Below are 13,731 nucleotides of genomic sequence, written 5' to 3'. Positions count from 1 at the left end.
CCTTTGTTCTCATACATGTCGTTGCCTCAAAAACGCACTTTGGGGCGACATCATCAAACGGCGTTGCTGACCCAGCGGAGCACGTTGGTCCAAAGCCGCGCATAGCCGGGCCATTCGACAAAACTGTTCGGCAGCCAGTGCGGTCCGATGTCCGACGTCCAGACCAGCGTGCGCCCTTCGCCGTGACGCCCAGTGACCAGCAGGGGATGGCCGCCCTGGTCCTGCGGCAGCCGCGCCAGAACCTCGACATCGTCGCGATCGCGGGCGACGACCTCGTTGGCACCGAGCAGCAGCGGCCATTCGCCCTCAATGCCGGCAAAAAGCGGATGGTCTCTTGAGCCAGTGATCTCGGGACGAAAGCCCTCCGGAATTTCGAGACGGTCATCATTGGGAAGGCAGGTCACCGGCAGCGCCTCCTCGACCGCCGTGCGATGCCAGCGCGCCTTGCCGTCAATGCCTTGGAAGCTGAAGTAACCGCCGATCATGATCAGGCCGCCGCCGGCCAGCGTCCAGTCGCGCAGGAGCTTGAGCCGGTTCGGCACTGTCTTGCCGTGCAGCCAGACATCGGGATGAAGCAGCAGCGAGTTTGCGCCAATGTCGGACAGGATGATCGTCCTGTATTGCGACAGCCCTTCCATGGTGAAAGGCAGCTTCTCGACGGCCTCATGAGCGGGCATGTAGTCGAGATCGAATTCGCTGTCCTTCAAGGCGTCGACCAGGGGCGTTGCCCCGAGATGGAAGGTGACGCTGCCGAACTGGTCGAACCCCTTGTAGTGGGTCGCCGAACTCACCCAGCTTTCGCCGACAAGAAGGACTTTTGTCTTCGCCATGATCATACTCTCCTGATTCCGCCAGTCGCTTGTTCTAGCCGGCTTCGCCCGCCCCGATCTCTGGGATCGCGTGGTCGGGGTCGGCCGGCGTTGGCGCCGGCCCTGCCATCTCAGATCAGCAGCAGGCCCTTCATGCTGGCATATCCCTTCCGCCCGATGATGATGTGGTCGTGCACCGCGATGCCCAGCCGCTTGCCCGCGTCGATGATCTCCTTCGTCATCTCGATGTCGGCGCGCGATGGCGTCGGGTCGCCTGACGGGTGATTGTGGAACTTCCTCTCGCCGTAAGCTATCTTGTTGAAAGATATTGCAAAAATCTCTACACCCGAGAACGTGAGGGGCGGTTTCTGGGGGCGGTGTTGGATGCTCCTCCGTCACTAATCACGCTCACTCACCGCCGTTCATGCTGAATCGCTTTGACGCACGGCACGCCACTGTATTCTTGTGATCCCACGTCTCCAGTTCCTCAATTGGATACAGCACGGCTTTGCCAAGCTTGACGTACGCCGGTCCAATCCTCTTGGCCCGCCAATTTCGCAGCGTTCCAACAGAAATGGTGCCGCGATAGCGTTCCGAGACTTCCTCAGCTGTCAAAAACTTCCTGTCGTCCATCAAGCTCCCCAAATGTCCGACGTCGGGAACATGAGAGCAGGCTCAAGCACGCTCCCAAACCCTTGGTCATGCAGTTGCGCGGCCACGAGTAGGTATGTGCATCGGAAATAAAAGCCGCTGAGTGAGGGAGTAGAAGCAGGGGATATGTCTGGATAGAAATCGGATCAACTGCCAACGGAGTGTGCAAGGTCGGTCGACCTGGGCCAACCGAAACGCTCGGTGACCACGGCACGAGTTGGGAGCCAAGGCCGCCGTCGATCATCGCCAAACGGCCCGATGACAGTATCAGTTGCCGCCCCGCTAGGAAAAAGGCCGGCGCCCTCGCTGGGAGGTTGCCCGAATGGCGCCGGCCAGACGGTCCTTTTCAGGTCCGCCGCTCTCCAGACATAGCTGAGTCTTGCCTTTGCGTCAGGTGGTGGCGCACTACGCTTTGGCTTTCCTCTTCCCAGGTGCCTTCTTGACTGGTGCGACGGGTTCAGCCTTGCGGCCAAGTCCGATGGCCTTCGCCAGTTGCGAGCGCTGAGCGGCGTAATTCGGAGCTGTCATAGGGTAGTCGTGCGGCAAGTTCCATTTGGCCCGATAGGCGTCCGGTGTCAGGCCGAAGTCCGTGCTAAGATGCCGCTTCAGGGATTTGAACTTCTTGCCGTCTTCGAGACAGATTATGAAGTCCGGCGTCACCGACTTCTTCGGGTTGACCGCGGGAGTTTGCGGTTCAACGACCGGCGAGATCGGCGTGCTAAGTCCGGACAACGAAGCATGAACCGATGCTATCACGTCCGGCAAACCAGACACCGGCAATGGATTATTGCTGACATATGCTGAGACAATGTCGGCTGTTAACTCAGCTAGTTCGGCAGAGCGGGTATCGGATTCGTTGATCATCGGTGGTTCCTTTTGCCTGATTTATCCCGTCTCTATGGGCTGATGATCAACGACGCAACCGTCGTCCTGAGCGTGATCTATCGAACTGCAGTGGAGCCAACGCAGAATTTGTAAGGTCTTCGGACATCCCTTTGATGTTATTTTCGAAGTAGTTCCTGCCGTCGAGCGAATGAAGCTCGTGGAGCGGAGCTACCTGCCCAGCCTCCGGTTTGGCTGGGGTTCTTGGAAGCTTTTCGAACTTTCTGCCATGCTTCGCCAACCGAATTGCGGGTGTTCGCAAGCGAGGCCGGAGCATGAAAAAGCTGCCACCACGGGATCTGATCACGTCTTCCACCGCGGGTTTGAGTTTTCGGGAGTGGGTCCGGCCTGACGCCCTTAAGTTCCAGCTCGTGCTTATATAACGCTTTGCGACATTTCTGTCAGATACGTGCGCTTTGGTCATTCCAAGCGACAAGAATCGCGTATGTGCGCGCACTCCTCCACTCAACATCGCTGACGAACCCTATCGCTTGCTCGCATGACTGAAACTTCGCATACCCGACTGCTTTCCCGCAAAATCTCTGATTACTGCCGTATCCGTCTCGACCCTCTGTTCCCCCCTCACGAAAGCGCGCGTATCAGAGCGTTTCTGCTCAACCTGGTCTCCTGCGCTAAAATACCGCCACGAAAATTGCGCGGCTATGATTGGCAAGAAATCGGCGCTCTTTGCGACCTCGACGGTGAAACGCTTCGATCCGCCCGAACTGCAATCAAGCCAGCATTGGACGCGATCGCTCGAAATACGAAAACTGCGCCGAAGCGGGCGGCCATCCCGGGCCGTCGCAACACTGAGCCGCAGCGTCATGAGCGGGAACGTCCGCAGCCGCCGGCAGGGAAGGCGCCAGTTTCAAGTCGCCATAAGAAGCTCGAGCGGTCGGAGCGGGAGGCTGCAGTAGACCGGCAAAAGACCGGGATAAAACCGCGCGCTATTGAGGAGTTCCCGCAACCTCTTTTCGAGGAAGCGTTTGATCACCCGAGCTTCCAGGCGGCGCTGGAATTCCAGATGCGCCGCCATGGCGACAGCTATTGGCATCTACATCGTGCTGTTGTCCGAGACGACGAGAGTCTCGACCGCTCGACAATTCGTCACTGGCTCCAGGGATCAAAATCGCCGCGCAGCGTGGCGAGCATGGAAGTACTAGCTCGGATCGAGCGTCGTTATCGTCTTTCGGCAGGGTATTTTAAAGCGAAACTCCCGTTTCAGACGCGCTCCGCCTCTGGCCACAGCCTCGATGATATCGGCCCGGCTGAACGCCGTCGGCTTGCGTGGCACCTGCCTGACGACTTCAACACACGACGTCCCGAGGAGCAGGAAGAGATTCTGGAATGGGTTCGGCGCGTAATTATCAGCGGGTCAACTGATTACCGGAAATTCCAGGCGGCCGCGTTGAAACAGCGTTACGCCATCCGCTTCCCGGGTATCAGCTATGGTCAGTCGGATGCTGCAAATGACGGCTATCGAGTTCAGCGCGAGCGACAGCACGATGGTAGTGTCCAGTTCACGGACCCCGACCTGATGTCCGGCGTAATCGACGCTCCACCTGCGCTTGCGATGGAAATGGCGGATCTGATCCGCTTCAAGACTGCGACACTTACTGCGTTCGGTCTACAGCGCAACGGTGTTTGGGGCGAGGAGACCGCATCGCAGAAAGTCGAGCATCTCGGTTTGATGCTCGGTGCGTTGGCCGCGCATCCGCGCGGACCAGTACGCGGCTATGGCGTTCCGACGCAGCATTTGACTTTTGGTCTGCTCGTCTTCCCGTCTGTGTGGGACTGGTATCTGCAATGGCGCGAGAGACGTCGCGGGTTCTACACCGCCTGGGAGGTGGACATGCTGCGAATTTCGCTCGCGCTCACTCGCAAGGACACGGGCTGGCTCAGGCAGCAACCTCATCTGGCGTCGCGGATCCGTCCCATCAATGGACTGGTTTCACAGGCCGACATTGATCGAGCGAGCGGGGATTGGGACGACGCCTGCGATGTCTACTTCAAGCACGCCTCCTCTCGCGTGAAGGAAATTCAGCGTGTCGCGCGTGTGCATCGTGATCCCTTTGAACCAATCATGCCTGTGCTGGAGGCCGATAGCCCAGTCGGCGAGTATCGAAAGATCACTGAAGAGATTCTTCGGCTCATGCCTGATGAGCGCTTCCATCGGCGTCCTGCCGCCGAAGCAGTCCGCTCGTTCCTGATGCTTCGGTTCGGGCTGCATCTTGGGTTGCGACAGAAGAACCTGCGTCAACTGATGGTCACTGAACGCGGCAGACTGCCCAGGTCTGAGCGTCAGCTAGCCGACATGAAGCGCGGTGAACTCCGCTGGAGCGAACGCGAAAGGGGGTGGGAGGTCCTAATTCCATCAGTCGCTTTCAAGAACGCGAACTCATCCTTTTTCGGCAGCAAGCCATTTCGTCTCATCCTGCCCAACCTGAGTGGTCTTTATGAGCACATCGAGGCGTATATCGACCGCCACCGCCGAGTGCTGCTAGGAGGAACGGAGGACCCCGGCACCTTCTTCATTAAAACGGTGAAGGCGACCAGCAAGGAGGCCTCCTACGATCAAAACACATTTTATGAGGCATGGCGTCTGACCATTCAGCGATACGGCATCTACAATCCATATACAAAACGCGGCGCGATCGCGGGCCTTCTCCCTCATGGCCCCCACAATGTCCGTGACGTGCTGGCGACGCACATTCTGAAGCAGACCGGCTCGTATGAGCAGGCAAGCTATGCGATCCAGGACACGCCCGATATGGTGGCGCGCCACTACGGCCGTTTTTTGCCGCAAGACAAAGCTGCACTTGCTGCGCGGATATTGAACCAAGTCTGGAACGCGGCCTAAAAGGCATCAAACAGGGCGACTATGCGCCTCCGTTTCCGCTGTGGTACAACCCTGATCCAAGTACCTATGCGGGTTGGAGTCGGTAGAGCGCTACATCGTGAGACCCACTATCGAGGAAGCGTCGTTCATCTTTCGGCGACGTTCAGCATAGGGCAGCAAACTCGATTGATGCGCTATGATGGAATCCGACACTCGTCCCAGGCGGCGAAATTTGGATGAACACCGGCCTTTGACGCGACTCTCTCTTGCCGTAGGTTACGCGATTGCGGAATTGGGGAATTAACATGGCTTTCGGCGGCGCGAACGACAGAAATGATCTGCCGCGCCTTGCACGGATTGATCCGCCGCTGTTCGATCTTCTTTTCAGCGGCTGCAAGGTCGAACGCTACGCGGCGGGCCAGCATCTGTTCGTCCAGGAAGATCCAGCCGATCGTATCTACGGGGTGATGAGCGGAACGGTGGAGATCTCGATCTATTCGCCGGGAGGCCAGAAGTTGGTGGCTAATATCGAGCTTTCGCGCAGCTTGGTCGGAGAGATCGGCGCGCTCGACGGGCGCCCGCGAACCGCAACCGCCATCTGCCTCACCGATTGCGATCTGGCCTCGGTAAGCCGGACTCAACTCTTTGATCGCATTGAAAAAATCCACCTCTGGCATGCGCCATGATTGAACTGTTGTGCGCACGGCTGCGTTGGGTCAGCGGCGAACTCGGGGATCAGGCTTTCTTGGTTAGGCCAGACGGACCCTAAGCTGTCGTTCTCATTAGGTCGCGATTTCTAAGCAGTGCTCAGGAACGAGCGCTGGCTTCGGCAGCACGATCTTCTACGCGAGCCGATCCAGGTACATCTTGAGCGCCGAGATGGGCTGATGATCGAATTGAAAGACGTCAGCTCAGGCGAATTGTCACTGATTCATCGCTGGTGTTCCTAAGCACCGCGGAGCGAGGCCATCAGCCTGTTTTCCTCATCGACGAACCCGAGGAGCCTTCACCCGAACTGGCAGCGCAAGTATGTCGAACGTGTAATGACCTCCACATACTACAGGCAGCCCCATGTGGTCATCGCGACCTATGCGCCTCTTGTCGTTAGACGCGCCTTGGCGTGGTCCAAGGACGTCGGTGGTGTCTTCCAGATGGTCAACGGCTGGCCGGTGCGCATCGCTAGTAGATTCGACTCCCACGAGTATAGAAGAGGTCCTTTGGCGAGCCTTCGATGTGGTCAGGTCTGCTAACCATTTCGCCGTGAATGAGGCGAGGCGGGCTTCTTGCTCTACGTTGAAAACCACTAAGGGTGAGCCCGCCGCCTATTGGGGCGCCGGCGGCGGACCCTGTGTAAGCGGCTACATCCTTTTGAATCGACCGCTCAGAGGGTCAATGTGCCACTTGAGCGTGAGTTCCCTTTAGGATTCTAGGCAGTGCGATTTGCGTAGCGTCCAGATCGCCATGCGACTTCGATTTTCAAGCGCGACATAGGCCATCAGGCGTAGTTGTAGCAAGACCAGTGTACCGGTAGCATATGGAGCCTGGACATTAGGCCCACCCTCGTGCCCAGCTATGGTCGGCACGGTCGCTCAACCCGCTTTTGGTCTGCCTGATCGTGCCGACTACCGCCCCCAGGGCTGCCCTTCCAAGGGCTTGTGCTTTGGTGGCGATTATCGGCAGTCGGACAGGAACGTAAGGTGAAACTAGCGAGGACTTTGCGCGGCTCCGCTACTGCGGGATTGCGCCTAGTTGCAACGGCCAGAACAAATCAAGGCCAAAAGCGAGCCGCTAGGCGCTACCCAGCCGTAGACTCAAAAGAATGGCCGGTGCGGGGACGCTTAGGTTGGAAAGCGTGGGCCGCACCGGCCATTGCGGGATAGCTCTTAGGGATCGTCCCCCGCGCTGCCTAAGTTATAGGCATATTAGCGATTGCTCAATTGAGACTGAAGTCCCTACCCAACCGTAGGGGGATAGCTAAACCCCGGTACGGGAAAGACCGTTGCGCAGAAAACCAAAGGAGCCGCTAAGCAGTTAGACCGTTGCACGGCTGGCGATCTGTGCACATGACGCCGACCCATCCAACGTCTGTCCTTAAGCCGGTGAGGGAACACCTGAACCGCCAAGGGGCGGCGGACATGAAGGCGTACCGCGCGGCGGGCAACGCCTGAAATCCAACATCCTGTTGAATTGGCCCGCTGCCGAGAGGTGGCGGGCCTTAATCTTTGTGTTGAACGATGTAGCTATTGCTGACGGCGTTGCTCCCAACACCCCGCGTGACAACAACGGTCGTGTACCCGGCGGGCAGGGAACCGGTGACAGTCTCGTCGACAGCATGACATCCTCCGACGATTTCCCCATTTGGCGCTGGCCGGCCCCCACTGGGTGATCCGTTTTGAATGTTAGTGGATGCCTGTAGCTGGCGCTACCTTCGGTGTGGCCGGCGAAGCTCGGGCGGGATACGAAGCCGGCCATGAGATAGCTTCCGGCGCTGGTGGTCTGTAGCTCAGGGATGAGTGCGGCCGGACCGTGTTGTAGTGCCGGCGCCATCCTTCGATGATGACCCTGGCCTCCTCCAGCGTGTAGAAGATCTCGCCATTGAGCAGCTCGTCGCGGAGCTTCGAGTTGAAGCTCTCGCAATAGCCGTTCTCCCAGGGACTGCCGGGCATGATGTAGGCCGTCCTCGCCCCGACCGCGGCAATCCAATCACGCACCGCCCTGGCAACGAACTCTGGGCCGTTGTCGGAACGAATATGGCCGGGCACCCCACGCAAGATGAACGGGTCCGAGAGCGTGTCGATCACGTCGACGGCTTTCAGCTTCCGTCCGATCCTGATCGTCAGGCATTCCCGGGTGAACTCGTCGATGATGTTGAGCATGCGGAAGCTCCTTCCGTTGTGGGTGCGATCCTGGACGAAGTCGTATGACCAGACATGGTTGGGATGTTCCGGCCGAAGCCGGATGCAGGAGTTCTCGTTGCACCATAGCCGCCCGCGCCTGGGCTGCTTGTGTGGGACCTTCAGCCCCTCGCGTCGCCAGATCCTCTCGACCCGCTTGCGGTTCACCACCCAGCCGGCTCGATGCAGCATCGCCGTGATGCGACGATAGCCGTAGCAGCCATACTGGGTGGCGAGCGCGACGATGTCGGCGGTCAGTGCCGCTTCATCGTCGGGTCGCGTGGGGATCTTGCGCTGCGTCGATCGATGTTGGCCAAGAAACAGGCAGGCCCGTCGTTCGGACACACCAAGCTCAGCAACCACCCGATCCACGCAGGCACGGCGACGCGCGGGGCTTAGTAGTTTCCCCGGGCAGCCTCGGCCAGGATCATCTTGTCCAGCGTCAGGTCCGAGATCGCGCGACGAAGCCTGGTGTTCTCGGCCTCCAGCTCTTTCAGCCGCTTCACCTGGTCGCCCTTCAGCCCGCCATACTCCTGGCGCCACCGGTAATATGTAACTTCCGTCACGCCTATCGACCGAACCGCCTCCGCGACCGGCCGACCCTGCGAAGTCAGCACGTCAACCTGGCGAAGCTTCGCTACAATCTCTTCTGCTGTGTGCCGTTTCCTGGCCATCTCGTCTCTCCTCAATCGGCTCAAAAGCCATACCTAATTGAGGACCACTTCAATGGGGGCAGTCTCTTGCGCAGGCAAGCGCCTTCATTCGCTCATGCAGTGGAGCGCGACGTGCTTGACGATTTCGATGCTGCGCAGGTTGAGCAGCCGGATGACGCCCTTGTCCTTCAGCCGGGTGAAGACACGCGACACGGTCTCGATGGTCAGGCCGAGATAGTCGCCGATGTCCATACGTGACATCGGCAACTCAACCTGCCGCAACCCACCCTGCCGCTCCGCCATATCCACGAGGAAAGCGGCTACGCGTTCGATAGCGTTCTGGCGGCCGAGCACCAGGAGGTGCTCCTGCGCCCTCGTCAGGCCCTTGAGCGCCAGGGGCAGCAGCTTATGGGACATGTCCGCTCCAGCGCTGAAGCGGAAGGCGCGTACCCCGGTGGCATTGATCGCTTCGGCGAAGAAATGATGCTTCGTGTCGGCTTCGAAGCCGAAAGTCTCTCCGGCGAGGTGGAAGGCGCTGATCTGCCGGCGGCCGTCCGCGAGCAGACGGTAGATGCGCACGGCGCCGAATTCGACCTGGTAGAAAGCGCCGGCCTTCTCGCCTTGAGCATAAATCTCCGAACCGGCGGGAAAGAAGTTGACGGGCTGTTGCGGTTCCGAGCCAAAGGCCGCTGGCAGGCTCGGCTGAGCAGAATGCGACGGCAATGAAATTCTGGATGCGGAGTAAGCGTGCATGGCTGTGTTCCCGGTTGTTCCGTGACACAGCAATCGCGCGAATCCGCAGGTCGCGAAATTCGGTTTTGTCCCTAAGGGAAACTACCTAGTCGTGCGGATTGTTGATCCATATCAAGTGCCCAGGCGCGCCGGTCGCTTAAGTCCTCCTTCGCTTTGGGCGATAGCAAACGGGAGTCGTTTCGAAATCTTGCATCGAAACGGCCGGTGGACAGCGATGTATCTTGCGCAATTCCTGGTCGGAATGTTTTTGACGTCAGCAATTGTGGGTCTGTGGGCCTACGCGGCAACGGGTTCAGTCTGGAGCGCGGCAGGCTGGACGATTATCGACCTGCTCGTTCTGCAAGTCGCATACTTCGCCTTTGTCTTACGCCTTGTTTACAAACGCACGACTGCAGACGCTGCAGCAAATTCGGCACCGCCAAGCCACGTCCAGCCATTTCACCGCGACGGCACTCACCCTTAGAGCCGCCAGACCGTATGACTCATCCGCCAACGGCTTTCCACAAACCCAGCTGCGGCTTCAAGAGATCGGGTCCGGCAGTCGCGCCGCCATATACTCTCGTCACGCGCTAGTTGCCGTCATTGAACGGGTAAAAGTGGACTACCTTGAGTGTGACCGGGATATCGTGGCCCTCGATCAGAACCGTGGCCCACTGGTCCCCCAGATCGTCTTGCCAAGTTTCGGTAACGCGGCACCTTGCGGCCAGATCCATGCCAACCTCGACCTTGTCCGTTCTCTTTGCCATTCTGGACTCCCGTTCGCTTTCGCCTCGATTCTGCGTATCGCTTCCTGCTCCCGTTGGGTCAGTTCGAGAGCAGCCGGTTAATTGCCCCTTGCTTCAGCAAGGAGCGGGTCATGCCGCCTAACGCCCATTCGCGGATACGGCTGTGGCCGTAGCCGCCCGCGATCACCAGGTCGGCACCCATCGCCCGGGCGACTTCGGATACGGTTTCGCAAGCGTCCGCTTGGCCGACGTTCAGAACCTCCGATCTTGCCTTGACGCTATGTCTCATCAGGAAGCGGAGCACGTCCCCGACACTTTCGCGTGCGCTCGTCATGTTCTGTTCCTCGATCGTCGCCACAAGGACATGTTGTGCACCGGTCAAAAAGGGCATTGCATCGGTGACCGCGCGCCTCGCCTCGCGGGTATCCTTCCAAGCCACCAGAACATTTTCGGACTTAAGCGGTGCAACCTTGTCAGCCGCAAGCAACACGGGCCGTCCGGCCGACAGCACCAACGTTCCGACATCGACCATCCGGTGGCGGTCGCTGGGAACGCCCCGTGCGGGAGCCCCGGTCACGATGAGGTCGGCGACGCGTGCATGCATCGCCAGCAGACGTGTTGGATCGCCGATCTCCTCGCGCCAGGAGGCATCTTGTCCACCGACGACACTGAGGAATTCTTCCTTCAGAGTCTTCAGGCGATCCTGGATATCCGTGCGGCGTTGCCGCATGATTTCGGCTGCCGCCACGCCGCCATCGTCGCCTGGAATAAACACATATGAATCGGCCGCCGCAAAACCGATCAGGGTAGCTTCGAAGCGTCGCGCCAGCTCCAGCGCATAGGTCGTTCGCGGCGCTGCCGGGGAATCGACGTCGAGTTGAACCATGATGGTGTTAAAGGTCATTACCGTGCCTCCGATGATATCTATCGCCGGAGCTGCGACCTTGCGCCTTGATACGCATCAAAGCCTGCATATCTTGCCAATCCATCAGGCCCACATCGTCATGGACCGCCGCAACGCCGGGATGGTCCGAAGCGAAGCCTGATACTGACACCACCCATGGCACTATGCGGCCACACGGCTTTGAAACGCATCAATCCACGCTCCAGCTGGCTTCGAACCAGGTGCCGCGCTCGCCCGTCACAATTTCGACGGCGTCATCGAGCTTGCCGATTGCAGCGGGCTGGCCTGTCGCTTCAATGAATTCGATTGCAGCGCTGACCTTCGGTCCCATGGAGCCGGCCGGAAAATTCTTTCCGGATAGCTCCTTGGGGGTCACGCGCCGAAGCGCCCGAGCGGCTGCCGTTCCGTAGTCGACATAAACGGCGTCGACATCGGTCAACAGGAGCAGCATGTCAGCTTTCAACTGGCGGGCAAGCAGCGAGCTTGCCAGGTCCTTGTCGATGACTGCTTCGACGCCGCAAAGCGTGCCGTCGTCCCGGGCAATCACCGGAACACCGCCGCCGCCGGTGCAGATGACGATCACGCCGCGCTCGACCAGGAACGAGATTACAGACGCTTCCAGGATTTCCAGCGGCCTGGGTGAGGGCACGACACGGCGCCATTTGTCGCCATCGGGCGCTATCTGCCAACCGCGCTCGCTGGCAAGCCTATGTGCGGTTGCCTCGTCGTAGACCGGGCCGATAGGCTTCGTCGGGTGAGCGAAAGCCGGATCGTGCGGGTCGACCTTCACCTGTGTCAGCAGGGTAGCAAAAAGCTTCTTTTTGAGGAGGTTGCCGAGTTCCTGTTCTATGACGTAGCCGATCATCCCTGCGCTTTCGGCGCCAAGCACGTCGAGTGGAAATGTGCGGCCATCCGAAGTCGCCGCTGCCTGCAGGGCCAGAAGTCCTACCTGCGGACCGTTGCCGTGAGTGACTACAATCGAGTGCCCTGCGTCGACCAGATTCGCCAATACAGCCGCGGCGCGCACGATGTTGGCGCGCTGGTTACCGGCTGTCATCGGTTCTCCACGGCGCAGCAATGCGTTTCCGCCGAGTGCAACAACGATGAGCATCTCAGTTGCCGATTGTTGCCACAAGCAGGGCCTTGATCGTGTGCATCCGATTTTCGGCCTGGTCGAAGACGATGGACGCAGCCGACTCGAAAACCTCGTCAGTGACCTCCATGCAGTCGATACCGTATTCCTTCGCAACGAAGGCGCCGATCTCGGTCTCTGTGTCGTGGAACGCCGGCAGGCAATGCATGAATTTGACGTGAGGGTTGCCGGCGGCAGCCATCACTTCGCTGGTCACGCGGTAGCGCGTCAAAAGACGAATACGCTCGGCCCAGCCCGATTTGTCTTCGCCCATCGACATCCACACGTCGGTGTAGACAAAGTCGGCGTCCTGGACGCAGCTCGTGACGTCCTCGTCGAGCCGGAAGCGGCCGCCGCTGCGTTCCGCCAGGTCCCTGACATGAGCGCAGAACTCCTCGTCCGGCCAGAGTTCCTTTGGCGAGGCGATGCGCATGTCGATGCCGACCTTGGCTGCTCCCAGGGCGAGGGACAGCGCGACATTGTCCCGGCCCTCACCGACGAAGGTGACGGTCATGTCCGAAAGATGCTTGTGGGTGAATTCCCGCATGGTCATGAAATCGGCGAGGATCTGCGTCGGATGCGCCTCGTCGGTAAGGCCGTTGTAGACCGGCACGCCGGCATATGTGGCCAGCAATTCAGCCTGGTGCTGGCCAAAGCCGCGATACTCGATCGCGTCATACATGCGGCCGAGCACGCGAGCGGTGTCCTTCATGGATTCCTTGTGGCCGATATGGCTGCCGGTAGGGCCGAAATAAGTGACGTGCGCACCCTGGTCATAGGCCGCAACTTCGAATCCCGTGCGAGTGCGCGTCGAATCCTTTTCGAAGATCAGAGCGATGTTCTTTCTGACAAGACGCGGGATCTCGTGACCGGCGAGCTTGGCCGCCTTGAGGTCGGCGGCCAGCTTCAGAAGAAAGCGGATCTCGTCGGCGGTGAGGTCGTCCAGGGTCAGGAAGGAGCGGCCATGAAGGTTGATCGACATCGGGATTCCTTTCGGGTCAAATCGGGTCGCGGACGATCGGGCAGGTCATGCAGTGCCCGCCGCCGCGGCCGCGGCTGAGTTCGGCGCCTTCGACCGTGATCACTTCAATCCCGGAGCGGCGCAGCAGCGTGTTGGTGTAGACGTTACGGTCGTAGCCGATGACCACGCCGGGCTCGACCGCAACGACATTGTTGCCGTCATCCCATTGCTCGCGCTCAGCCTCGTAGCGGTCGCCGCCGGTGGCGATGATCCGCAGTGATTTCAGTCCAAGGGCTTCAGCAACTACGGCCGTGAACGGCTTTGTCTCATCGGTGACCTCGACCGCCGCCTCGCCATCGCCCGGCCGCAGCGAGAAGGTGCGCAGCCGGTCGACAACCGGCGGATACAAGGTGACAAGGTCGCGATCGCAGAAGGTGAAGACGGTGTCGAGATGCATGAAGCTGCGGTCGCGGGGCATCAAGGCGGCAATCACGCGCGTGGCCTCACCAGCCGCGAAGAGGTTACGGG

Annotated in this window: 13 protein-coding genes; 2 read left to right on the top strand and 11 right to left on the bottom strand. The window is 59.6% G+C overall.

Features of this window, described 5'->3' with window-relative positions:
* Positions 1 to 53 precede the first annotated feature (53 nt).
* From EN949_RS25105 to EN949_RS25090, 4 genes are all read right to left on the bottom strand, one after another.
* Positions 54 to 830, bottom strand: a complete 777-nt coding sequence (locus tag EN949_RS25105; protein ID WP_013532007.1) for a glutamine amidotransferase — start codon at positions 828 to 830, stop codon at positions 54 to 56.
* 110 nt (positions 831 to 940) lie between these two features.
* Positions 941 to 1,147 carry a JAB domain-containing protein gene (locus tag EN949_RS25100; protein WP_348629965.1) on the bottom strand — a complete coding sequence of 69 codons (207 nt, stop codon included), beginning with the start codon at positions 1,145 to 1,147 and terminating at the stop codon, positions 941 to 943.
* A 70-nt stretch (positions 1,148 to 1,217) separates the two neighbouring features.
* The gene (locus EN949_RS25095) at positions 1,218 to 1,442 is read right to left on the bottom strand and encodes a helix-turn-helix domain-containing protein (protein WP_095794089.1); all 225 of its coding nucleotides are present in this window, start codon (positions 1,440 to 1,442) and stop codon (positions 1,218 to 1,220) included.
* Between the two features lie 423 nt (positions 1,443 to 1,865).
* Positions 1,866 to 2,324, bottom strand: a complete 459-nt coding sequence (locus tag EN949_RS25090; protein WP_127367084.1) for a MucR family transcriptional regulator — start codon at positions 2,322 to 2,324, stop codon at positions 1,866 to 1,868.
* Between the two features lie 517 nt (positions 2,325 to 2,841).
* On the opposite strand from EN949_RS25090, the gene EN949_RS25085 reads away from it, so the two are divergent.
* Together EN949_RS25085 and EN949_RS25080 are read left to right on the top strand one after the other, a co-directional pair.
* Entirely contained in the window at positions 2,842 to 5,202 is a 2,361-nt protein-coding gene (locus tag EN949_RS25085) for a hypothetical protein (RefSeq protein ID WP_127371807.1), read from the top strand.
* A 284-nt stretch (positions 5,203 to 5,486) separates the two neighbouring features.
* Positions 5,487 to 5,867, top strand: a complete 381-nt coding sequence (locus tag EN949_RS25080) for a cyclic nucleotide-binding domain-containing protein (RefSeq protein WP_224619468.1) — start codon at positions 5,487 to 5,489, stop codon at positions 5,865 to 5,867.
* Positions 5,868 to 7,580: 1,713 nt separating this feature from the next.
* Here the strand turns inward: EN949_RS25080 and EN949_RS25075 are convergent.
* From EN949_RS25075 to EN949_RS25045, 7 genes are all read right to left on the bottom strand, one after another.
* A protein-coding gene (locus tag EN949_RS25075) for an IS3 family transposase (RefSeq protein ID WP_127367557.1) occupies positions 7,581 to 8,749 on the bottom strand; the annotation gives its coding sequence in 2 pieces (ribosomal slippage) (positions 7,581 to 8,485 and positions 8,485 to 8,749; 1,170 coding nt in all).
* 84 nt (positions 8,750 to 8,833) lie between these two features.
* Positions 8,834 to 9,481 (bottom strand): helix-turn-helix domain-containing protein, encoded by a 648-nt coding sequence (locus EN949_RS25070; RefSeq protein ID WP_127371403.1) that lies wholly within the window; start codon positions 9,479 to 9,481, stop codon positions 8,834 to 8,836.
* A gap of 569 nt (positions 9,482 to 10,050) precedes the next feature.
* The gene (locus EN949_RS35945) at positions 10,051 to 10,227 is read right to left on the bottom strand and encodes a hypothetical protein (RefSeq protein ID WP_164755451.1); all 177 of its coding nucleotides are present in this window, start codon (positions 10,225 to 10,227) and stop codon (positions 10,051 to 10,053) included.
* 58 nt (positions 10,228 to 10,285) lie between these two features.
* Positions 10,286 to 11,110 (bottom strand): universal stress protein, encoded by an 825-nt coding sequence (locus EN949_RS25060; RefSeq protein ID WP_127367112.1) that lies wholly within the window; start codon positions 11,108 to 11,110, stop codon positions 10,286 to 10,288.
* Positions 11,111 to 11,300: 190 nt separating this feature from the next.
* Complete coding sequence (arcC, locus tag EN949_RS25055; protein ID WP_127367113.1) at positions 11,301 to 12,221, bottom strand: carbamate kinase; 921 nt, start codon at positions 12,219 to 12,221, stop codon at positions 11,301 to 11,303.
* A gap of 1 nt (position 12,222) precedes the next feature.
* The gene (gene argF / locus EN949_RS25050) at positions 12,223 to 13,224 is read right to left on the bottom strand and encodes an ornithine carbamoyltransferase (RefSeq protein WP_127367114.1); all 1,002 of its coding nucleotides are present in this window, start codon (positions 13,222 to 13,224) and stop codon (positions 12,223 to 12,225) included.
* 16 nt (positions 13,225 to 13,240) lie between these two features.
* Positions 13,241 to 13,731 (bottom strand): arginine deiminase family protein (locus EN949_RS25045; protein ID WP_245472498.1); only part of this gene is annotated, 491 nt, incomplete at its 5' end.

The organism is Mesorhizobium sp. M7A.F.Ca.US.007.01.2.1 (assembly GCF_003998165.1).
In the GTDB taxonomy this organism is placed as follows: domain Bacteria; phylum Pseudomonadota; class Alphaproteobacteria; order Rhizobiales; family Rhizobiaceae; genus Mesorhizobium; species Mesorhizobium ciceri.
The sequence above is the reverse complement of the archived record's forward strand: the minus strand, read 5'-3'. Positions and strand labels throughout refer to the sequence as shown.